General features: G+C 69.1%; 20 protein-coding genes. 9 read left to right on the plus strand and 11 right to left on the minus strand.

All coding sequences use genetic code 11. The features are described 5' to 3' along the window. Window positions 1-70: 70 nt before the first annotated feature. Window positions 71-1801, minus strand: coding sequence for a glycerol-3-phosphate dehydrogenase (glpD, locus tag K3M35_RS18790; protein WP_019288535.1), 1731 nt, complete (start codon window positions 1799-1801; stop codon window positions 71-73). 116 nt (window positions 1802-1917) lie between these two features. Between glpD and glpK the strand changes: the two genes are divergently transcribed. Continuing rightward, window positions 1918-3432 carry a glycerol kinase GlpK gene (gene glpK, locus K3M35_RS18795; RefSeq protein ID WP_220666870.1) on the plus strand — a complete coding sequence of 505 codons (1515 nt, stop codon included), beginning with the start codon at window positions 1918-1920 and terminating at the stop codon, window positions 3430-3432. A gap of 39 nt (window positions 3433-3471) precedes the next feature. Here the strand turns inward: glpK and K3M35_RS18800 are convergent, their stop codons facing one another. Beyond that, window positions 3472-4869 carry an NAD(P)H-quinone dehydrogenase gene (locus tag K3M35_RS18800; RefSeq protein ID WP_024101543.1) on the minus strand — a complete coding sequence of 466 codons (1398 nt, stop codon included), beginning with the start codon at window positions 4867-4869 and terminating at the stop codon, window positions 3472-3474. Between the two features lie 211 nt (window positions 4870-5080). Between K3M35_RS18800 and K3M35_RS18805 the strand changes: the two genes are divergently transcribed. Then, on the plus strand, window positions 5081-5551 hold the full coding sequence (locus tag K3M35_RS18805) for a gamma-glutamylcyclotransferase (protein ID WP_006550151.1): 471 nt from the start codon (window positions 5081-5083) through the stop codon (window positions 5549-5551). Between the two features lie 12 nt (window positions 5552-5563). Here the strand turns inward: K3M35_RS18805 and K3M35_RS18810 are convergent, their stop codons facing one another. The 6 genes from K3M35_RS18810 to K3M35_RS18835 form a co-directional block, all read right to left on the minus strand. Next, a complete protein-coding gene (locus K3M35_RS18810) occupies window positions 5564-6610 on the minus strand; it encodes an ABC transporter ATP-binding protein (protein WP_006550150.1) in 1047 nt (348 codons plus the stop codon). Beyond that, window positions 6607-8061, minus strand: a complete 1455-nt coding sequence (locus K3M35_RS18815; RefSeq protein WP_197481797.1) for an iron ABC transporter permease — start codon at window positions 8059-8061, stop codon at window positions 6607-6609. Before K3M35_RS18815 ends, K3M35_RS18810 begins: the two co-directional genes overlap by 4 nt. Before the next feature lie 107 nt (window positions 8062-8168). Further along, window positions 8169-9212, minus strand: a complete 1044-nt coding sequence (locus K3M35_RS18820; RefSeq protein ID WP_033097072.1) for an iron ABC transporter substrate-binding protein — start codon at window positions 9210-9212, stop codon at window positions 8169-8171. A 71-nt stretch (window positions 9213-9283) separates the two neighbouring features. Further along, a complete protein-coding gene (locus K3M35_RS18825; protein ID WP_006550147.1) occupies window positions 9284-10441 on the minus strand; it encodes a M20 family metallopeptidase in 1158 nt (385 codons plus the stop codon). Next, window positions 10438-11598 (minus strand): M20 family metallopeptidase, encoded by a 1161-nt coding sequence (locus K3M35_RS18830; RefSeq protein WP_006550146.1) that lies wholly within the window; start codon window positions 11596-11598, stop codon window positions 10438-10440. Before K3M35_RS18830 ends, K3M35_RS18825 begins: the two co-directional genes overlap by 4 nt. 78 nt (window positions 11599-11676) lie before the next feature. Continuing rightward, window positions 11677-12375, minus strand: a complete 699-nt coding sequence (locus K3M35_RS18835) for an enoyl-CoA hydratase/isomerase family protein (RefSeq protein WP_220666871.1) — start codon at window positions 12373-12375, stop codon at window positions 11677-11679. Between the two features lie 66 nt (window positions 12376-12441). On the opposite strand from K3M35_RS18835, the gene K3M35_RS18840 reads away from it, so the two are divergent. Together K3M35_RS18840 and K3M35_RS18845 are read left to right on the plus strand one after the other, a co-directional pair. After that, the gene (locus tag K3M35_RS18840; RefSeq protein ID WP_006550143.1) at window positions 12442-13254 is read left to right on the plus strand and encodes a purine-nucleoside phosphorylase; all 813 of its coding nucleotides are present in this window, start codon (window positions 12442-12444) and stop codon (window positions 13252-13254) included. Further along, on the plus strand, window positions 13251-14750 hold the full coding sequence (locus tag K3M35_RS18845) for a phospho-sugar mutase (protein WP_052227243.1): 1500 nt from the start codon (window positions 13251-13253) through the stop codon (window positions 14748-14750). Before K3M35_RS18840 ends, K3M35_RS18845 begins: the two co-directional genes overlap by 4 nt. A 54-nt stretch (window positions 14751-14804) precedes the next feature. Here the strand turns inward: K3M35_RS18845 and K3M35_RS18850 are convergent, their stop codons facing one another. Further along, on the minus strand, window positions 14805-15506 hold the full coding sequence (locus tag K3M35_RS18850) for an MspA family porin (protein WP_051121491.1): 702 nt from the start codon (window positions 15504-15506) through the stop codon (window positions 14805-14807). A 165-nt stretch (window positions 15507-15671) separates the two neighbouring features. Continuing rightward, window positions 15672-16295 (minus strand): uracil phosphoribosyltransferase, encoded by a 624-nt coding sequence (gene upp, locus K3M35_RS18855; RefSeq protein ID WP_006550138.1) that lies wholly within the window; start codon window positions 16293-16295, stop codon window positions 15672-15674. A gap of 112 nt (window positions 16296-16407) precedes the next feature. Here upp and K3M35_RS18860 point away from each other — a divergent pair, with 112 nt between their 5' ends. The 5 genes from K3M35_RS18860 to K3M35_RS18880 are packed head-to-tail and all read left to right on the plus strand — an operon-like array spanning window position 16408 to window position 19774. Beyond that, on the plus strand, window positions 16408-16743 hold the full coding sequence (locus K3M35_RS18860) for a type VII secretion target (protein WP_006550137.1): 336 nt from the start codon (window positions 16408-16410) through the stop codon (window positions 16741-16743). After that, complete coding sequence (locus K3M35_RS18865) at window positions 16740-17735, plus strand: C40 family peptidase (RefSeq protein WP_033097071.1); 996 nt, start codon at window positions 16740-16742, stop codon at window positions 17733-17735. The genes K3M35_RS18860 and K3M35_RS18865 overlap by 4 nt, the downstream gene beginning before the upstream one ends. Window positions 17736-17795: 60 nt before the next feature. Further along, window positions 17796-18110: a hypothetical protein gene (locus K3M35_RS18870; protein ID WP_006550134.1), complete on the plus strand. Its 315-nt coding sequence runs from the start codon at window positions 17796-17798 to the stop codon at window positions 18108-18110. Further along, on the plus strand, window positions 18107-18475 hold the full coding sequence (locus K3M35_RS18875; RefSeq protein WP_006550133.1) for a YbaB/EbfC family nucleoid-associated protein: 369 nt from the start codon (window positions 18107-18109) through the stop codon (window positions 18473-18475). The genes K3M35_RS18870 and K3M35_RS18875 overlap by 4 nt, the downstream gene beginning before the upstream one ends. A 60-nt stretch (window positions 18476-18535) precedes the next feature. Further along, a complete protein-coding gene (locus tag K3M35_RS18880) occupies window positions 18536-19774 on the plus strand; it encodes a hypothetical protein (protein ID WP_033097070.1) in 1239 nt (412 codons plus the stop codon). A gap of 117 nt (window positions 19775-19891) precedes the next feature. Here the strand turns inward: K3M35_RS18880 and K3M35_RS18885 are convergent, their stop codons facing one another. Further along, complete coding sequence (locus K3M35_RS18885; RefSeq protein WP_006550131.1) at window positions 19892-20977, minus strand: adenosine deaminase; 1086 nt, start codon at window positions 20975-20977, stop codon at window positions 19892-19894. Window positions 20978-21006 lie beyond the last annotated feature (29 nt).

Genomic DNA, 21006 nt, shown 5'->3' on the forward strand with positions numbered 1-21006 from the left:
GGCGGTGTCACGCACCGACCGCCGAGAAGGCGGTGCTCACGCACCGACACCCGTCACGAACCGCCCGCGGCTACGTGATGGGCACCGGTTCGAGGATCTCCGGCCGGGCCTCCGGGGCCGCTGCCCGGAGCGCGTCCGCGGATTCGTCGTCGGGTCGGTTCTGCGACTCGATCTCCGCCTCGACGCGCGCCCGGTAGGTCGCGACCTCCCGGTCGATCGTCGCGTCGTCCCAGCCGAGGACCGGAGCGACCAGCCGGGCCGTCTGCTCCGCACAGTGCAGCCCGCGGTGCGGGTATTCGATCGAGATCCGGGTCCGGCGCGCCAGGAGGTCCTCGAGATGTAGGGCTCCTTCGGCCGCAGCGCCGTAGACCATCTCGACCTGCAGGTACTGGGGGGCATCGGTCAGCGGTTCGAGCAACTCGGGCCGGCCCTTCGCGAGGCTCAGCACGTCCTCGACGAGGGAGCCGTAGCGGTCGAGCAGATGCTTGACGCGGTAGGGATGCAGACCGTACTGCTCGGCGAGATGCATGGTCTGGTTGACCAGCGCGAAGTACCCGTCGGCCCCGACGAGGGGCACCTTCTCGGTGATCGACGACGCGATCCGGGCCGGGATGTCCTCGGCCGCGAGATCGACGGCGTCCTCGGCCATGACGCGGTAGGTCGTGTACTTGCCACCGGCGATCGCCACGAGCCCCGGCGCCACCCGCGCGACGGCGTGTTCACGCGAGAGCTTGGACGTCTCGTCGCTCTCCCCCGCCAGCAGCGGGCGCAGACCAGCGTAGACACCGTCGATGTCGTCGTGGGTGAGCGGGACGACGAGTACGCGGTTGACGTGGTCGAGGATGTAGTCGATGTCGGCCTTCGTCGCTGCCGGGTGCGCCAGGTCGAGATTCCAGTCGGTGTCGGTGGTGCCGATGATCCAGTGGTTGCCCCACGGGATGACGAACAGCACCGACTTCTCGGTACGCAGGATGATCGCCGAATCGCTGACGATCCGGTCGCGGGGCACGACGATGTGCACGCCCTTCGACGCGCGGACCCGGAATCGGCCGCGCTGCCGCGACAACGACTGGATCTCGTCGGTCCACACACCGGTTGCGTTGATCACCGCGTGCGCCCGCACCTCGGTGACCGAACCGTCCTCGCTGTCGCGCACCCGCACACCCGACACGCGGTCGGCCTCGCGCAGGAAACCGACGACCTGCGTCGACGTACGCACCACCGCACCGTAGTGCGCGGCCGTCCGCGCGACGGTCATGGTGTGCCGGGCGTCGTCGACGACCGTGTCGTAGTAGCGGATTCCGCCGACGAGCGAATTGCGCTTGAGACCGGGAACCATCCGCAGGGCGCCCGAGCGGGTCAGGTGCTTCTGCGCCGGAACGGACTTCGCGCCGCCGAGACGGTCGTAGAGGAAGATACCCGCCGCGACGTAGGGCCGCTCCCACACCCGATGGGTGAGCGGGAAGAGGAACTTCAACGGCCTGACCAGGTGCGGGGCCAGGGTCGTCAATGCGAGTTCGCGCTCGCGCAAGGCTTCTCGCACCAGACCGAATTCGAGCTGTTCGAGATAGCGCAGGCCGCCGTGGAACATCTTCGACGACCGGCTCGACGTGCCGGACGCGAAGTCGCGGGCCTCGACGAGAGCGACTCGCAGGCCCCGGGTTGCGGCGTCGAGCGCTGCTCCCGCCCCGACGACACCACCGCCGATGACGACGACGTCGAACTGTTCGGTGGCGAGACGACGCCAGGCGTCGGCGCGCTGTTGCGGTCCGAGGAGTTGCACACCCGATTGGTTGGTCACCGCACCTGCTCCCGTGAGTCGTCGACGTATCCCGATCAAGGGTAGTAGCTTCGGACCCGCAGCGCGCAGCGGAAGCGTTGCCGAACCGAGCCGTCCCCTTCACCCGAGGATCACCTGTGAACCAGTTCATCGCGGCGATCGACCAGGGCACCACGTCCAGCCGGTGCATCATCTTCGACCACGACGGGCGCATCGTCTCGCTCGCGCAGAAGGAACACCGCCAGTTCTTCCCGCGGTCGGGATGGATCGAACACGACCCGGAAGAGCTGTGGCTCAACACCCGTGAGGTGGGCGCCGCAGCACTCGCCAAAGCGGATCTGCGACGCAACGACGTCGCGGCGATCGGCCTGACGAACCAGCGCGAGACCACGGTGGTGTGGGACCGCACCACCGGAAAACCGGTGTACAACGCGATCGTCTGGCAGGACACCCGCACCGACAGGCTCGTCGAGGAGCTTGCCGGCGACGCCGGGCCCGACCGCTACCGCGAGATCACCGGACTACCGCTGTCGACCTATTTCGCCGGACCGAAGGTGCGGTGGATCCTCGACAACGTCGACGGTGCCCGAGAGCGCGCCGAGGCCGGCGACCTCGCGTTCGGCACCATCGACAGCTGGATCCTGTGGAATCTCACCGGTGGTGTCGGCGAGGAGGGTCAGCCACCCGGACTGCACATCACCGATGTGACCAACGCCTCCCGGACGCTGCTGATGAATCTCGGGACACAGCAGTGGGATCCGGCGATCTGTGCCGAACTCGGCATCCCGGAGTCGATGCTGCCGGAGATCCGCAGTTCGTCGGAGGTGTACGGGCACGCCCGCGAGCGCGGACCGCTCGCCGGGGTCCCGGTCGCCGGCATCCTCGGCGACCAGCAGGCCGCGACCTTCGGCCAGGGCTGCCTGTCCCCCGGCGAGGCGAAGAACACCTACGGCACCGGCAACTTCCTGCTGCTCAACACCGGCACGACCCCGGTGCGCAGCGAGCACGGCTTGATCACCACCGTCTGTTATCGCATAGGTGACGCCCCCGCGGTCTACGCCCTCGAAGGTTCGGTGGCCGTGACCGGTTCGCTCGTGCAGTGGCTGCGCGACAATCTCGGGTTGATCCGGTCCGCCGACGAGATCGAAGCGCTCGCCACGAGCGTCCCTGACAACGGCGGGGCGTATTTCGTGCCGGCCTTCTCGGGATTGTTCGCGCCGCGCTGGCGACCCGACGCCCGCGGCGTCATCGCCGGCCTGACGCGCTTCGTCGAGAAGGGCCACCTCGCGCGGGCGGCGCTCGAGGCGACGGCCTACCAGACGCGGGAGGTCATCGAGGCGATGAACGCCGACTCCGGGGTCGACCTGCGCACCCTCAAGGTCGACGGCGGCATGGTCGCCAACGATCTGCTCATGCAATTCCAGTCGGACATCCTCGGTGTGCCGGTGGTACGACCCACCGTTTCCGAGACCACCGCACTCGGCGCCGCCTACGCGGCCGGTCTCGCCGTCGGCTTCTGGGAGGACGAGGAGGACATCCGCCGCAACTGGACCGCGGACCGCACGTGGGAGCCGGCGATGCCGGTCGACGAACGCGAGCGCCTGTTCGGCGAATGGAACAAGGCGGTCGAACGCACCTACGACTGGGCCTGAGCAGGGCGGGATCGCCGCGAATCCCGCCCCGTCCGGTGCCTAGTCCAGATCGTCGTGGCGCATCAGCTGGCGGGCGGCCTCGGTGACCGATCCGCTCAGCGACGGGTAGACCGAGAAGGTCTGCGCGAGGTCGTTGACCGACAGGTTGTTCTGCACCGCCAACGCTATGGGAAGGATGAGCTCGGACGCGGTCGGGGCGACGACCACACCGCCGATGACCACACCGGTCGCGGGGCGGCAGAAGATCTTCACGAAACCGCGCCGCAGGCCGGACATCTTGGCGCGCGGGTTGGTGTTGAGCGGGAGCATGACTGTGCGGGCGGGCACCTCGCCCTTGTCGATCGTCGCCTGACTGACACCGACGGCGGCGATCTCGGGACGCGTGAACACTGCGGCCGCAACGGTTTTCAGCTTGATGGGGCTCACGCCTTCGCCGAGCGCGTGGTAGATCGCGATGCGGCCCTGCATGGCCGCGACCGACGCGAGCGGCAGCAGTCCGGTGCAGTCGCCCGCGGCGTAGATGCCGGGGACGGCGGTACGGGAGACGCGGTCGACGGGAAGGTAACCGCCCCGGTCGAGTTCGAGCCCGACCTTGTCGAGACCGAGATCCCGGGTGTTGGGCACCGAGCCGACGGTCATCAGCACATGGCTGCCCTCGACGATGCGGCCGTCGGCGAGGAGCACGCGGACGCCGTCCTCGGTGCGTTCGACCCGGTCGGCGCGGGCGTGCTTGACGAGGGTCACACCGCGCTCGGTGAGGACGTCCTCGAGCACGAGAGCCGCGTCCTCGTCCTCGTGCGGCAGGATCCGGTCGCGGCTCGACACGACGGTGACCTGCACGCCGACCTCGGTGTAAGCGGAGACGAACTCGGCGCCGGTGACACCCGAACCGACGACGACGAGGTGCTCGGGAAGCTTCTCGAGGTCGTAGAGCTGACGCCAGGTGAGGATCCGCTCACCGTCCGGCTCCGCGCCCGGCAGGACACGCGGGCTCGCGCCGGTGGCGATCAGCACGACGTCGGCGTCGAGCACCTTTTCCTCGCCCGTCAGCAGCTTGGCGCGCACCTGATGGGCGGCCATGCCGGGCTGCGCGTCGACGAGTTCGCCGTAACCGGAGAACAACTTCACCCCGGCGGCCTCGAGCTTGGTGCGGATGTCGGAGGACTGCGCGCGGGCGAGGCTCTTCACACGGCCGTGCACCTGCGGCAACGACACCTCGGCACGGTCGAGTTCGATGCCCAGGTCGGCGGCGCGGCGCATGTCGGTGCGCACGCCGGTCGAGGCGATGAAGGTCTTGGAGGGGACGCAGTCGAAGAGCACGCAGGCGCCACCGATCCCGTCCGAATCGATCAGTGACACCGTCGCGCCGTACTGGGATGCCACCAGCGCCGCCTCGTATCCTGCGGGGCCGCCGCCGATGATGACGATCCGGGTCATTGTTCTCCTCTGTATCGATTCCGAAGGGTGCCGGGTCGGGCTGCACGTGAGCGCCTGGTGGGCACACACGTGGTCTCAACGCTATGCCAATGCCCCCACCTCGCGCACAGGGACCGGTGGACCCGGCACGCAACGGCCCCCGATAACTCCTCGTCCGTCCCTGCGCCGCCCCTCCGACGACTCCGGTGGACGACGGGTTAGCCTTATCCTCGTGCCGATCTACGCCGCCTACGGGTCCAACATGCATCCGGAGCAGATGCTGACGCGCTGCCCGCATTCGCCGATGGCGGGAACCGGGTGGTTGCACGGTTGGCGACTGACCTTCGCCGGCGCCGACATCGGCTGGGAGGGCGCCCTCGCGACGGTCGTCGAGGATTCGGACGCGAAGGTGTTCGTCGTGCTCTACGACGTGCCGGAGGACGACGAACGCAGCCTCGACCGCTGGGAGGGAGCCGAACTCGGTTTCCACCGCAAGATTCGCGTGCGCGTCGACACGGCCGACGGTCCGGTCCTCGCGTGGCTGTACGTCGTCGACGGATACGAGGGCGGCCTGCCGTCGGCACGCTATCTGGGCGTGATGGCCGACGCGGCCGAGATCGCCGGGGCCCCCGCCGAATACGTTCGGGATCTGCGTACCCGCAACAGTCGCAATGTGGGTCCGGGGCGTCCCGACGGCTTCTAGACGCCGGCCTTCCTACCCTCCGGGATAGAAGGGCACCGGTCGCCGGACGCTCACCGTCACCGGGTCGCCCGCCTGCAGACCGTGCAGGGTGGTGCACAGGGCACGGACGGCGATTCCCATCCCCTCGACCCGCACTTCGCTGTGTGCGCCGCCGAATGCCGTGTCGCGCACAGTGAACGATCCGGCAGCAGGGCACTTCGTCGGCGCTGCCCCGACTTCGATCTGTTCCGGTCGCAGCAGGACGCGGCCCACGCCGTGTCCGGGTGAGACGAGCTGAACCTTCCCGAGCGGGGTCTGCGCGCAGTCGCCGAACGCCTCGGCCTCGAGTACGATCGCCTCCCCCACGAACTCGCCCACCGCGACGGATGCCGGCCTCCCGTAGACCTCCTCGGGCGAGCCCACCTGGGCGATCCGGCCGTCGAGCATCACCGCCAGCCTGTCGGCCATGGCCAAGGCCTCCGTCTGGTCGTGGGTCACGAGCACCGCCGCGACCGACTGTTCGCGCAGCAGCGTACGGACATCCGCGCGCAGACTCGCGCGTAGACCGGCGTCGAGCGCGCTGAACGGCTCGTCGAGCAGGACCACGGACGGTCGCGGTGCCAGTGCACGAGCCAGAGCGATCCGCTGCTGTTGCCCGCCCGAGAGCGCGCTCGGCTTACGGTGCCCGACTCGCGGAAGACCGACGAGATCCAGTAGCTCCTCGACCCGGCGTCGATGTTCCTCCCGCGCACCTCCGCGCCACGGCCGGTTCGCTCGCCCCAGACCGTAGCCGATGTTGCGCGCCACGTTCAGATGCGGGAACAACGCGCCTTCCTGCGGCACGAGGCCCACCCCGCGACGTTCGGGTGGCACGTCGGTCACGGTCACGTCGTCTACGGAGATCCGTCCCGACGCTGCGGGATGCAGCCCAGCCGCCACTCGCAACAGCGTGGTCTTGCCGCCACCCGACGGTCCGAGGACGGCGAGCAGATCGCCGCGCGGCACGTCGAGGGTCACATCGGTGACGACTTCGGCGGCGCCGTATCGCGCGGATACATTCTCGATGGTCAGACCGGTCACTCTTCGCCTCCACTTTCCGCGTCGACCCGGCCGCGCAACAGACGTCCCAGCACGAGCGACGGCAGTGCCGCGATGAGGACGAGGATCACCGCATAGGGTGCTGCCGAGCCGTACGCGAGGGTTTCGGTATGTCGCCACATCCCAGTCGCGAGCGTGTCGTGCCCGATGGGGACGAGCAGCAGCGTCGCAGGCAGTTCCTTGGCGATGGTCAGGAATGCCAATGCCGCACCGGCGACCACGCCGGGTGCGGCGATCGGGATCGTCACCCGCAGTCCGGTGAGCAATCGTCCGGAACCGAGAGTTGCGGACGCATCTTCGAGACCCCGGGGGATCGCGGCGACCGCCGCATGGATCGACCCCACCGCGAGAGGGAGGAACAGGACCGCGTAGGCGATCACCAGCATCGGGGTCTGCTGGTACCACTGCGGGAGCAGTCGGATGCCGAAGAACACGAGCGCCAGACCGACGGTGATGCCGGGCAGCGCGAAGCCGATGTAGGCGGCGCTCTCGGTGAAGCGCGACAATCGGGAGTGCGACCGTGCGGCGTAGATGCCCACCGGAAGTGCGAGCACCGTGGTCAGCAACGCACCGAGCGCGGACACCCACAGAGTGTAGGTGGTGGCGGTCCAGATACCGGACCAGTCGACCGCGATCTGCTGTGACCTCCACAACCAGCGGGCCAGGCCCGCGACCGGAACTCCCACGCTCACGACGAGCAGAGCGGCGAGGAAGCCGATCGCCGGCCATCGCCGTGAGCCGAGCATCACGGGTTCGGCCGTGCGCGCGGTACCGGATCCGATCCGCGCGGTGGCGCCGCGGCGCGCGCTCCGTTCGGCGACGGTCAGCACCACGGCGATCGCGACCAGCACGAGGCCGAAGACAGCGGCGGGCGTGCGATCGAGAAGTCCCCGGTAACTTCCGTAGATCGCCAGGGTGAACGCTTCGTAGCGCATCAATGCGACGGCGCCGAAATCGCTGAGCGTGTAGAGCGCGACGAGCAGTCCGCCCGCCGCCGCGGTCGGCCAAACCTGCCGCAAGGTGACGGTGAGGATGGCGGTCAGCCGGGACCGGCCGAGAGTGCGGGCCACTTCCTCGAGCCCCGGGTCGGCCGAGGCGAGTGCCGCCGCCACAGGCAGATAGACGTAAGGAAAGGACGCGCAGGTCAGGACGAGGGCAGCACCGACGAAACCTTCGAGCGCGGGGAACTGCGCGATCCAGACGAAGCCCGACACGTACGAGGGGATCGCCAAGGGCAGACTCAGGGCCAACGCGAACCAGCGACGGCCGGGGAGATCCGTGCGGGTCGTCAACCATGCGGCGGCGAGCCCCAGGATCAGGCATGCCACCGTGACCGTCACGGCGAGCGCGCCGCTGCGCCACACCAGTTCGAGAGTGCGTGGACGGAACACGAGCGAGACGACCCGTTCGGGTCCGTCCGCGAACGCGCGCATCACCAGGTGCGCGACGGGTGCGAGCGCGAACACGGCAACACCCAGCGCGGCCGTGGCCAGGATCGGCCGGCCGCGTCGGGTACCGACGCGCGGCGTCGCGAGGGTGATCAGATGAATTCCAGTTCCTGCAGGAGCGCCTGTGTTTCGGCCAGGGACGCCAGTTCGGCCAGTTCGATGTCGGAGGTCCCGATCTCGGAGAGCGGGCGCAGGTCGGTCTGGGTTTCGGTCCCCTCGACGACCGGATACTCCGCGGTCTCGTCGGCGAAATAGGTCTGCGACTCGGGCGAGAGCAACGCTGCCACGAACTGCTCGGCCTGCTCGCGCTGGTCGGTAGTGGCGAGCACCGCGGCGCCGGCGATGTTCACCAGGGCACCGGGATCGCCCGCGTCGAAGAAGTGGAGCTGCACGGCAAGGTTGTCGGCGCCCTTCTCGTCCGCGAGCCCGTACCAGTAGTAGTGATTGGTGAGGCCGAGGGTCACCTGGCCGGTGTCGACGCCCTCCATGAGAGGTCCGTTGCCTTCGAAGGCGACCGGTTCGTTGGCCTTGAACGCCTCGAGCCATTCGCGGGCACCGTCCTCGCCCCGGGAGACACGGAGTCCGGTCACGAACGACTGGAACGACGCATTGGTCGGCGCGAAGCCCACCTGGCCCTTCCACTTCGGGTCGAGGAGCCCGTCGATCCCGCTCGGCAGGTCCTGCGGCTGCACCTTGTCGTCGTTGTAGACCAGGACGCGAGCCCGTGCAGAGGTGGCGACCCAGGTGCCGTCCTCCGCGCGGTAGTTCTCGGGCACCTGATTCGTCACACTCGCGGGCAGCTGCTCGAGCAGACCCGAACGGTCGAGCAGACCGAGCGCGCCGGCATCCTGGCTGAAGACCACATCGGCGGGCGATGCGGCACCTTCTTCGACGAGCTTGCCCGTGATCTCCGGCGTGCCGCCGTAGACGACGTCGATCGGGAAACCGAGAGTGCCTTCGAGTTGTTCGACGAGCGGGCCCACCAGGTTCTCGCTACGCCCGGAATAGAGCGTGAGCGCCTCCCCGTTCGAAGCGTCCGGGGTGGTGTCGACCGAGCCGCTGTCGCTGCACGCGGCGAGAACGGCGACGAGCGTGGCTGCCGTCAGCCCTGCGCCGATCCGGTGTCGAAGGGACATTGATTCCTCCTGGTATGGGTGAGCTCACACATCCTACCGTTCAGGTAAGCCTGAGCTTACTTCGGACTGCGTCACGCAGCGCCGAGAACCAGATTCGTCATCACCCGCACACCCACGGCCAGCGCCCGCTCGTCGAGATCGAAGGTGGGCTGGTGGATGTCGAGTTCGGGCCCGACCCCCGGCCATACCCCGAGCCGCCCCATGGCGCCGGGGACGTGTTCGAGATACCACGAGAAGTCTTCTCCCCCACCGGATTGTGGGGTGTCCGCGAGGGCGTCGGGGCCGGTCGCGCGGATCGCGTCCTCGAACATGCGCGCCGACACCTCGTCGTTGACCACCGGCGGCACGCCGCGGCGATAGTTCAGTTCGTAGCTGACACCGGTGGGCGCGAGCAGACCGTGCACGATCTCGCGGACCATCGGTTCGAGCAGCTGCCAGGTGTCGTGGTCGCCGGTGCGGACGGTGCCCGCGAGCATGCCGGTGCGCGGGATCGCGTTCGGTGCCTTGCCGGCGCTGACCGCACCCCACACCATGACGGTGCCGGTGCGCGGATCGATGCGACGGCTGAGCATGCCGGGAAGACCCGTGATGACGGCACCGAGGCCGTAGACGAGATCGCCGGTCAAGTGCGGCCGGGAGGTGTGCCCACCGGGTGAGTCGAGGACGAGTTCGACAGTGTCGGCCGCCGAGGTGATCGCCCCGACCCGCATACCGACCTTGCCCGCCTCGAGACGCGGGTCGCAGTGCAAGGCGAAGATTCGCGCGACCCCGTCGAGTCCGCCCGCCGCGACGACGTCGAGCGCCCCGCCCGGCATGACCTCCTCCGCGGGCTGGAAGACCAGCCGGACACCGATCGGCAATTCGGGCATCGAGGCCAGCGCCAGACCTGCACCGAGCACGACGGTGGTGTGGGCGTCGTGCCCACACACGTGCGAGACACCGGGGACGGTGGATTCGAACGGCAGGCCGGTGGCCTCCTGCATCGGCAGGGCGTCCATGTCTGCACGCAGGGCGATGCGCGGTCCGCCGGTCGGACCGAGATCGCAGATCAGGCCGGTGCCGCGAGGCAGGACCTTCGGCTCCAGTCCGGCCGCGCGCAGGTGCTTCGCGACGAACTCGGTGGTGGCGTACTCCTGCCGGGCGAGTTCGGGATTCGCATGGATGTGACGGCGCCAGAGCGAGAGGTCCTCGGTGTGGCGGTCCAACCACTTCTCGACGTAGGGGTTCATCGACGGCCGGCCTGTTCGAGGAGCCGTGCCCGGTGGACCGGATCGGTCGCCGCGCGTACGGCGGTCGCTGCGAGCGCACGCGCTCCGTCGAGTACTGCCCGATCGGCGGACTCGGTGACACACGCGGCCGCGAATGCAGCCTGATGTGTCACCGCGCCACCGGAGTCGAGTCCGATGACCGGATGGATTCCCGGCACCACGTTCGTCACGTTTCCCATGTCGGTACTGCCCAGGGGGCGCGCTCCTTCCTCCTCGACGGGCAGCGGTCGGCGCCCGAGATCGATGATCTCCTCACGATATGCCTGCACCAGCCACGGATCGGGAGTGAGTTCGGTATAGGTCGGCGAGACCGTCCGGATCCGGTGGTTGCATCCGGTGGCCAGCGCCCCGGCGGCGAAGCAGTTGCGTGCGCGGTCGACGAGGTCGTCGAGGAGTTCGCTCGTCCCGGCCCGCAGGTAGTACAGCAGTTCGGTGTGGCTGGGCACGATGTTCGGTGCCGTCCCGCCCTGCGCGACGATGCCGTGGATCTGTTGCCCGGGATGCAGGTGCTGCCGCAGCAGTCCGACCGCGACCTGGGCGACGGTCGCAGCGTCGGCAGCGTTGAGCCCGTATTCGGGGGCCGCGGAGGCGTGCGCCTCGCGGCCGTCGTACTCGACGGCGATGTCGGCGAGGGCGAGCGACGTCGCCCCGGTGATGTCGAACGGGCCGGGATGCACCATCATCGCCGCACCGACGCCGTCGAAGACGCCGCGTTCGAGCATGAGGACCTTGCCGCCGCCGGTTTCCTCCGCGGGGGTTCCGACGACGCGGACGGTCACGTCGAGTTCGTCGGCGAGCGCAGCGAGACCGATCCCGGCGCCCACGGCCGACGCCGCGATGATGTTGTGGCCGCACGCGTGCCCGATGCCCGGCAGTGCGTCGTACTCGGCGCAGAACGCGAGGACGAGTTCGCCGCTGCCGAACCGCGCATCGAAGGCGGTGGGCAGGTCGGCGATGCCGGTGGTGACCTCGAAATCGTGGTCGCGCAGCACCTCGACGATCTTCGCGGCGCTCCGGTGTTCCTCGAACGCGAGTTCCGGTTCGGCGTGGATGGAATGCGACAGGCCGACGAGGGTGTCGGAAGCAGCCTCGATCGCCGTGGCGTAGTCGGTCGTCACGGGGTCCAGTCTGTCATGCTCACCGCGTCCCGATCGATCGGCGCGTACGACCGGTTCGTCGACTTCGCGGCGGGGCGATCAGCCGAACCGGAAGTTCGACGCGTCGGTCCGGATCTCCAGTGCCGAGATCAGCGGCGCGTGCAGACCGCGCTTGATGCCCGACAGATTCGGCCCGCGGGTGGCGGTGAGCGCCGCTGCGCGCTCGACCGCCGTTGAGAGCACGGCGTCACCGGTGACGGCCTGCTCGGCGATGCCCGCGGCCACGGCGTCCTCACCGCCGTAGCGACGGCCGGTGGTGATGGCCTCGACCGCCGTCTGGATCGGCAGGCGGGAACGGATCAGCGCGGACATCCCGACGGTGAACGGCATGTTCAGCTGCACCTCGGGCAGACACCAGTAGCCGCGGTCGCCGCGCATCACCCGGAAGTCGTGCACGAGCGCGAGCATCGCGCCGGCACCGAAGGCGTGCCCCTGCACGGCCGCGACCGTCGCCGCCGGGAAGGTGAGCAGCCGCACATAGAGGGCGTGGACGGAGTCCAGATAGCCCGGCAGATCCGGCAGGTTCGCGCCGACCCAGTCGATGTCGAGTCCGTTGCTCCAGAACTTTCCGGTCGCCGCGGTCACGAGGGCGGCGGGTCCGTCGTGCGCTTCCACCTCGCCGAGGAGGGAGTGGATCGCGGCGAGACGATCGGGGTGGAACCGGTTCTCGGAGACCTCCGCGTCACGGTCACCGAGATGCAGGACGAAGACGTCGCCGTCACGTTCGAGGTAAGGCATGCGCGTCAGCATACCGCGCCTACTTACCCACGAGTAACAAGCTGTGAGCGATTAGGGTCCGATGCCATGGGAGAACCCGATCACGTCTTCGACCCCACCGCGGCCGCCGACGCCGCAGCCGCCGCTCTCGCCGAACGGACGGGGGTCGCCGAACACTCCGTCGCCGTCGTCCTCGGGTCCGGCTGGCGGGCCGCAGTCGAGAGTTTCGGCATCCCCGTCGCCACGATCCCGATGAGCGAGCTGCCCGGCTTCGCACCGCCGACGGCGGCAGGGCATGCCGGTAACATCCACTCCGTGCGCGCCGGTGACAACGCCGTCCTCGTCCTCGCCGGCCGCATCCACGCCTACGAGGGGCACGACCTCGCCCGCGTCGTCCATCCCGTGCGCACGGCAGTCGCAGCGGGTGCCCGCACCGTCGTCCTCACCAATGCGGCGGGCGGCATCGATCCCGAGTTCTCCGTGGGACAACCGGTTCTCATCTCGGACCACCTCAATCTCACCGGTCGCTCGCCGCTGGTGGGTGCCCAGTTCGTCGACCTCGTCGACGCCTACTCGCCGGATCTTCGTGCACTCGCCTGCGAGATCGATCCGTCGCTGCGCGAAGGGGTCTACGCCGGTCTGCCCGGGCCGCACTACGAGACCCCGGCGGAGATCCGGATGCTGCGCACCCTCGGCGCCGACCTCGTCGGCATGTCCACGGTCCACGAGACCATCGCGGCGCGCGCGGCCGGAGCGCGCGTGCTCGCGGTCTCGCTGGTGACCAACGCCGCGGCCGGCATCACCGGCGCTCCCCTCGACCACACCGAGGTACTGGCCGCGGGTCGTGCGGCCGCGACCCGGATGGGCGATCTTCTGCGCGATCTGGCGGCCCGGCTGTGACGCTGCGATTCGGCACCGCGGGGTTGCGCGGCCCGGTCGGCGACGGACCGGACTGCATGAACGTACCCGTCGTCGTCCGCACCACCGCCGGACTCGCGGCATGGCTCGAGGCGAACGGGCAGGGCGACGGTACCGTCGTCGTCGGCCGCGACGCCCGTACGGGCTCAGCGGAATTCCACACCGCCGCGGCAGAGGTTCTCGCCGCGGCCGGCTTCGAGGTCGTCGCCTTCGGAGAGCCGCTCCCCACCCCGGTGACCGCCTTCGCGGTACGGGCGCTGGGCGCCGTTGCGGGCGTGCAGATCACGGCATCGCACAATCCCGCCGCCGACAACGGGTACAAGGTCTATCTCGCCGACGGAGCGCAACTGGCCGCACCCGCCGATCGGGAGATCGAAACGGCGATCGACGCCGTCGGTTCCGCCGCGGACGTGCCCCGGATGCCGGTCGCGCCGTCGGGTGACGACCTCGTCGACCGCTATCTCGCCCGGGTCGCGTCGCTCCCCCGCTCACCGCACCGAGGCATGCGCATCGCCCTGACGGCACTGCACGGTGTCGGCGGCGAGACGGCAGTCGCGGCCCTGCGTTCCGCGGGATTCGACGACATCCACGTCGTGGCGTCCCAGTTCGCACCCGACCCGGCGTTTCCCACCGTCGCCTTCCCCAACCCCGAGGAACCGGGCGCAACAGAGGCTCTGCTCGCGCTGGCGGCCGAGGTCGACGCCGACATCGCCCTGGCGCTCGATCCCGATGCCGATCGTTGCGCCGTCGGCGTCCCGGGCCCGCGGGGATGGACGATGCTGCGCGGCGACGAGACCGGGGTCCTGCTCGGCGACCGGATCCTCGCGTCGTCACCGCCCGGCTCACTGGTCGCGACCACCATTGTCTCGTCGACCATGCTGGGGCGACTCGCGACCGCACGCGGCGCGCGATATGCGCAGACGCTCACGGGTTTCAAGTGGCTCGCCCGCGCCGGTGACGGCCTCGTCTACGCGTACGAGGAGGCGATCGGGCACTGCGTCGATCCGGACGCTGTGCGCGACAAGGACGGCATCGCGACCGCCGTAATGGTCGCCGACTACGCGGCCGATTTGAAGCAGGCCGGCCGGACACTGCTCGACGCACTCGACGACCTGCATCGCGAACTCGGTGTCCACGTCGGCGATCAGGTGTCGATCCGCGTCGACGACCTGCAGCGCATCGGCACCGTGATGACGCGACTGCGTGCGGAGCCGCCGACGACCCTCGCGGGTCTGGAGGTGACCGCGACCGATCTCGCCGAGAGCCCGGGACCGATGCACACCGACGCTCTCGTCTTCGAGAGTCGCGAGGACGTCGCGGGCGGGCCGAGGGTGCGCGTGGTGGTGCGCCCCTCGGGCACCGAACCGAAGCTCAAGGTCTACCTGGAGGTGGTCACGGAGCGGGACCGCCCGGCGGCGGAAGCGATACTCGACGCCCTGCGCGGATGGGCGGCCTCGCTCGGTGACGAGAACCCCTGACCCGGCCGGATCCGGCCGGGCCAGGACCCGATTCGATCAGACCTGCTGCTGCAATCAAACCTGCTGCGGCACACCGTAAGTGACGACGGTGTTCCGGTCGGCGGTGACAGCCTTCAGGTACGGACGGATCATCACCGGCCCGATGGCTCCCGAGACCGAGCCGTGCACGCCGGCGATCCGGATGGTCGTCGAGCTGCCGTCGAACTCGAAGCCCTCGACGATCGGGACGGACGTGATGCCGCCCGGCTCGAGCGGGATCTCGATCTCCTGGGACGGGATGATGTCGCCGCTGAGCGAACCACCCGCCTCCAGGCCGAGATCGAGCGAGGCACCACCTTCGTTGTCGAGCGAGAGGCCGATGGCCGCACCGTTGTCCACACCCCAGGACAGGCTCGGAGTGATGACGGTGACCGTCGCCCCCGGCAGCGCGACCGGGTAGCCGACCTGGAAACCGACCTCCACCGCCGTCCCGACGAAGTTCGCCGCGTTCGGACCGGTGATCCGAACGGTAGCAATCTCGTCGTGGAAGAACTCGACACTCAGCGGTGAGCTGTCGAGCGGCGGCACCGACTGTGTCGAGGTGTCGGCCTGGATCACTTCGACCGCGTGCCCTCCGTCCAACGGGAGGATGCGCGAGTTGTCGACAGCGGCCGCAGCCGTGCCGTGACTCGTCACTGCGGCGAGGACGGCGACCGCGCCCACCGAAGCCGCTCTGACACTTCCACGAATCAGATTGCGGGAGAAGATTCTTGCCATTCCGCCGACCCCATCTCTGGCTGTACCTACGCAGTGGACTTCACACGGAGCACACCGAGCGTAAGAAGAAATCGAGACCTGCGGGTTTTTTTTCGATAACGAGATGACTGCGGTCGGGTGTCACATCCGTACCGTCAGTCACACGAGTAACACACGACGCGCGGTTTATCGCGGCCCGAACTGCCTGTCCCCCGCATCGCCGAGACCCGGCACGATGTACTTGTTCTCGTTGAGACCTTCATCGACCGACGCCGTGACCAACCGGACCGGATGACCCGAGGCAGCAAGGGCCTCGACGCCCTGCGGCGCCGCGACCACACAGATCGCGGTGATATCCGTGGCACCGCGCTGGGCGAGGATGTCGAGGGTGTGCACCATCGACCCCCCGGTCGCGAGCATCGGGTCGAGCACGAAGACGGGAAGACCCGACAGGTCCTCCGGCAACGACTCCAGATAGGGCACCGGCTCGAAGGTCTTCTCGTCACGAGCGAGACCGACGAAACCGACCTGCGCCTGGGGAATCAGGGCGTGGGCCTGTTCGACCATGCCGAGGCCGGCGCGAAGAACCGGGACGAGCAGCGGAGGCTGCTGCAACCGTACCCCCGTCGTCACCGCGACCGGCGTCTTGACGTCGAACGTCTCGGTGTGCGCATCGCGCACCGCCTCGTAGACGAGCATCTGGGTGAGCCGCCTCAACGCGTGCCGGAAGGCAGCGTTGTCGCTGCGTTCGTCGCGAAGGATGGTCAGGAGCGAAGCAGCGAGCGGATGGTCGACGACGAGCGAATCCATGTCCGAAGGATAGAACGACGGAACCGATCGGCAGTCGGGTGCGTCGAACCAGGCAGGGACGGAACCCTCCGAAGGTGCCGAATCCCACATCAACGACGCGAGAGGCGACGAGGTGACCGAGAACTCCGGTAGGGACGCGATACGGATCGACACGAGTGCCGTCGGGAGGTTCGGCGACGACGCCGTCGAACTCGCCGCGCGCCTGCACGAGGCCGCCGAACGGACACGGCACGGCGACCCCTCGACGCTGAGCGCCGCACTGGGTCCGATCGGGGCACCCGTGCTCGCCGCTCTCACCGCGACCCACTCCGCGCACGTGCGCGATCTCGGCCGGCTCGGCGACCTGCTCGGCGGAATGGGAGACGCCGCGAAGGCCTCCGCGGCCGCCTACGAGCACACCACCGACGACACCGCCGCACGACTCGACTCCGTCGTGGAGTCACTGTGATCGGAGGGGATCTGCTCGTCGCTCCGCTGACCGGCCTGCTCGACGCGTTCGGCACCGCGCTGCCACCCGGCGTCGATCCGGGTGAGATGGTGCGCATCGGTGCGCAGTGGGCCGAGGAGGTACATGCGACCGGGCGCGACGCTGTCGCCGAGCTCGCCTGGGCCTGGGGTGGCCCGGCCGCCTCGCAGGCGATCGCGAGTGCCGAGCAGGTCCTCGCCGACGTCCTCGCGGCGGCCGATCGTGGGTCGGCACTGGCCGGGATCGCGCTCGAGGCGACCGTCACGGTGGTCACCGGTGCGGCCGAGATCACTCGTCTCGTCGACTCGTTCGTCACCTTCGCCGAGCAGGCCGCACCCGCGACGTCGCTTCCACAGGGGCAGCTCGCGCTCCTCGCAGTGGCGATCGACCACCTCGTCGCCGGGCTGGACGTGCTGACACAGGTGACCGGAACGCTCGCGGAGCTGACCGATCGGGCGTCCGCACTCCTTCCACCCGAGCCCTCCGCTCCCCCGATCGACTCCGGTCACCATCCCGGCCCCGACCCGGCCGGCGACGAGCCACGTTCGCTCCACACCTTCGGTGGAGGGCTCTCGACGGGCGTGGAGGTGCGGCTTCCGGACGGCAGCGTCAGCCTGGCACCGAACGAGACCGCTGCGGCAGCGGTGCGTCACGCCCTCGCCCAGCAGGGCACCCCGTACGTGTGGGGCGGCACGAGTCCCGGCTCCGGCCTCGACTGCAGCGGACTGACGCAGTACGCCTACGCGCAGGCCGGGGTCGAACTGCCGCGGTTGGCCCAGGAACAGGACGTCGGCACACGGGTGGATCCTGCGGCCGCCCTGCCCGGAGACCTCGTCGTGTGGGACGGGCACGTGGCGATGGTGGTGGGCAACGGCCTCATGGTCGAGGCGGGCGACCCCGTCTCCGTGACGCCGATGCGCACCAGCAACGGTGGAATGGCCTTCCACGGTGTCTACCGCCCGACCGCCGGCTGATTCCGGAGAATCTCCGCACCGGGCGGGAACCGGCCGGGCTCGCGCTGCGTCCAACCCGATATGGACAGCACGACGACGGAACCGATCACGGCCACCGCCCACAACCGGGCCGGGACGATCTCGGTGCGCACGACGGACGGTGGACTACCCGTGGACCTTCGCATCGACCCCCGCGAGTTACGTTACGGAGCACGGCAACTGGCCGATCAGATCCTCGCCTTGAACCGGCAGGCCGCTCTCGAGGCCGCGGTGGTCCGCGGCGAACGCCTCGCCGCCGAAGGTGTCCCCCGCGAGATCCTCGACCGGATGCGGCTGCCGTCCCGCGCCGACCTGGCGGACGGACCGACCGATCGTCGTGGAAGTCTCGTTCGATGAGCGAACCGATGGTGGAGGCGATCGTCGACCGAGCCCACGTCCGGCTCGATGCGCTCGAACGCACGGTGGAGAGGCTCGGCGCGGTCCGGGGCACCGCGAGCAGTCCCGACGGACGCGTGACCGCCCGTGTGGACGGTTCGGGAGCGCTCGAAGGACTCGAGCTGGCCGAGCCGATCGGCGGCACCGACCCCCGCGAACTGGCCGCGGTGATTCTCGCGACCGTGCACGACGCCGCACGGCAGGCCGCTGCCGCGCGCGTCTCCGCGATGGACGAGCTCCGCGCGGCCCTCGACGCGAGCGACGCCGGTCCGGTCGCCGTCGGTCACCACCCGGTCACCGTCGGCGACCGTCCGGTAACGCGATGAAACCGATAGCGAGCCGCCCCCGGCTATATTCTCGGCGCCGACATGGCTAGGCTTCGCGCCATGGCTGGAGACATCGTCCCGATCGAGCTCGGTCTCACCGACGGCAACCTCGTGACGCTCTGGGCGCCGCGCTGGCGCGAAGGCGACGACGAGTGGGAGGCATTCCTCGGCCACGGCGACGATCTGTACGCCTTCCCGTCGGTCCCCGAGCTCGTCGCGTTCGTGCGTTCGGGTGCCGACAACGACCTCGTCGAGCACGAGGCGTGGCCGATCGTGTCCAAGCTTGCGGCCTCGGAGTTCGAACCCGACGAACCGCACACCTACGACCTCGTCGGCGTCCCCGAACTCGTGGCCGACGATCCGGATCCCGTGTCGGTGTCCGAGCTGCAGGACACCTTCGACATCGTGAGCATCCTCGGCGACGTCTGCGATCTCGACGTCGTGACGAAGTTCTTCGAACGCGAGGAGATCGACCTCCTGTTGCAGCACGGTGTCTCGGCCTTCCGCACGCGTGAGGGCCTCGACCTGTGGAATCGCGTCGGGACCGCGGTCGTGCAGGATTGGGACGGCGTGATCGACGCGCTCGACGCCGTGATCTCCACTCCCGACGTCGATGCTGCCGTGGTCGCCGAGATCGAATCCGAGCTCGTCGCGGTCGACGAGAACGAGGTCGAGGCCGACGACACGGTCGAGGACGTCGACGCCGACGACGAGTACGAGTTCATCGACACCGATGACGAGGACGACGGCTACGAGTTCTGGGCCCGGGTCGGCATCGATCCCATCCGGATCATCACGACCGACGGCACCTGGTACTCGCTGCGGTGCTACGTGAACGACGACGCCGTCTTCCTCGGCCACGACGGCACGATCGACGTCTTCCCGTCCGAGCGCGCGCTGGCCCGCCACCTCGCCGACAACCACGACCACGACCTCGCGACGCTCGAGCCGTACACGGAGATCCAGCTCGCCGCCGTCGACGGATCGCTCGACGTGACGGTCACCGACGACAACGTCTATGTGCTCACCGGGATCGCCGACGACATCGCTCAGGGTGTTGCGGCCGTCGACCCCGACCAGCTCGAACTCGCGGTCGAGTTGTTCGTCGACGCAGCGAACTTCGCGGACGACGACTCGACGGAGGCCGCGCTCGCCGCGTCCACGGAACTCGGCTGGTTCGTCAACCACGTGATCGAACCCGACTCGGGACGCACGGCACCCAAGCCGCCGTTCGACACCGAATCCCTCGCCTGGCGCGAGCTCGAGCGCGAGTTCGAAGCGCGACTGCGTCGGCACTGACGGCAGCTCCACTTGGGCACTCCGGCGCGCGAAGTGGTCACAAGAGCGCGTTGTAACGCGCTCCGATGACCATTTCCCGCCCCGCGCACCCATAGAGGTATCTGCGGGTCGCGGTCTCTACCCGACGAGGACGGCGTATCCAGGCTTGATGACGTCGTCGATCAGTTCCAGTCGCTGGTCGAACGGGAGGAAGGCCGACTTCATCGCGTTGATCGTGAACCGTTCGAGGTCGACCCAGCTGTAGTCGAAGGTCTCGACGAGCCGCACCATCTCCTGCGTCATCGTGGTGTCGCTCATCAACCGGTTGTCGGTGTTGACGGTGACGCGGAAGCGCAGGCGGGCCAGCAGGTCGAAGGGATGCTCGGCGAGCGTGCGCACCGCGCCGGTCTGCACGTTCGACGACGGGCACAGTTCGAGGGGGATGCGCTTGTCGCGGATGTAGTTCGCGAGCCGGCCCAGAGTGGCGGTTCCGTCGTCGTGCACTTCGATGTCGTCGACGATGCGCACACCGTGGCCGAGTCTGTCGGTGCCGCAGAAGGCGACCGCTTCGTGGATGGACGGGAGCCCGAACGCCTCACCGGCGTGGATCGTGAAGTGCGCGTTGGCCGCGCGGGTGTACTCGAAGGCGTCGAGATGACGGCTGGGCGGGTTGCCCGCTTCGGCGCCGGCGATGTCGAATCCCGCCACGCCGCGGTCCCGGAAGCGCACGGCGAGTTCGGCGATCTCCAACGAGCGTGCAGCGTGCCGCATCGCAGTGAGCAGGCAGCGCACCCGGATGCGACGACCACCGGCGGCCACCTCCGATTCCCCGGCTCGGAAGCCTTCGAGGACGCGCTCGACGACCTCGTCCAGAGACAGTCCCTTCTCCAGGTGCTGCTCGGGCGCGAACCGCACCTCGGCGTACACCACGCCGTCGTCGGCGAGGTCGAGGACGCACTCGCGTGCGACGCGTTCGAGTCCTTCTGCCGTCTGCATCACGGCGACGGTGTGCTCGAAGGTCTCGAGATAGCGCTCGAGCGACCCACTGTCGGCGGATTCGCGGAACCAGCGGGCGAGATCCGCTTCGGTGTCCGCGGGCAACGACCACCCGCACGCGTCCGCGAGTTCGAGGACCGTCCGGGGACGGAGTCCGCCGTCCAGGTGATCGTGTAGGACCACTTTGGGTGCGGTGCGAACGAGTTCGGGAGTCAGACGGCCGTTCATGATCGGGACGGTAGTCGGCGGCGGCCGGT

Source organism: Rhodococcus sp. DMU2021 (assembly GCF_019641445.1).
GTDB classification, from domain to species: domain Bacteria; phylum Actinomycetota; class Actinomycetes; order Mycobacteriales; family Mycobacteriaceae; genus Rhodococcus; species Rhodococcus pyridinivorans.

Bases quoted from the DNA above. Each gene is read 5' to 3' on its own strand.
- K3M35_RS18800 (WP_024101543.1), bottom strand. From the start codon at position 4,869: ATGACCCGGATCGTCATCATCGGCGGCGGCCCCGCAGGATACGAGGCG.
- K3M35_RS18815 (WP_197481797.1), bottom strand. From the start codon at position 8,061: ATGCGCGCGTTCGCGGACGGACCCGAACGGGTCGTCTCGCTCGTGTTC.
- K3M35_RS18820 (WP_033097072.1), bottom strand. From the start codon at position 9,212: ATGTCCCTTCGACACCGGATCGGCGCAGGGCTGACGGCAGCCACGCTC.
- K3M35_RS18825 (WP_006550147.1), bottom strand. From the start codon at position 10,441: ATGAACCCCTACGTCGAGAAGTGGTTGGACCGCCACACCGAGGACCTC.
- K3M35_RS18835 (WP_220666871.1), bottom strand. From the start codon at position 12,375: ATGCCTTACCTCGAACGTGACGGCGACGTCTTCGTCCTGCATCTCGGT.
- K3M35_RS18840 (WP_006550143.1), top strand. From the start codon at position 12,442: ATGGGAGAACCCGATCACGTCTTCGACCCCACCGCGGCCGCCGACGCC.
- K3M35_RS18850 (WP_051121491.1), bottom strand. From the start codon at position 15,506: ATGGCAAGAATCTTCTCCCGCAATCTGATTCGTGGAAGTGTCAGAGCG.
- upp (WP_006550138.1), bottom strand. From the start codon at position 16,295: ATGGATTCGCTCGTCGTCGACCATCCGCTCGCTGCTTCGCTCCTGACC.
- K3M35_RS18870 (WP_006550134.1), top strand. From the start codon at position 17,796: ATGGACAGCACGACGACGGAACCGATCACGGCCACCGCCCACAACCGG.
- K3M35_RS18875 (WP_006550133.1), top strand. From the start codon at position 18,107: ATGAGCGAACCGATGGTGGAGGCGATCGTCGACCGAGCCCACGTCCGG.
- K3M35_RS18880 (WP_033097070.1), top strand. From the start codon at position 18,536: ATGGCTGGAGACATCGTCCCGATCGAGCTCGGTCTCACCGACGGCAAC.
- K3M35_RS18885 (WP_006550131.1), bottom strand. From the start codon at position 20,977: ATGAACGGCCGTCTGACTCCCGAACTCGTTCGCACCGCACCCAAAGTG.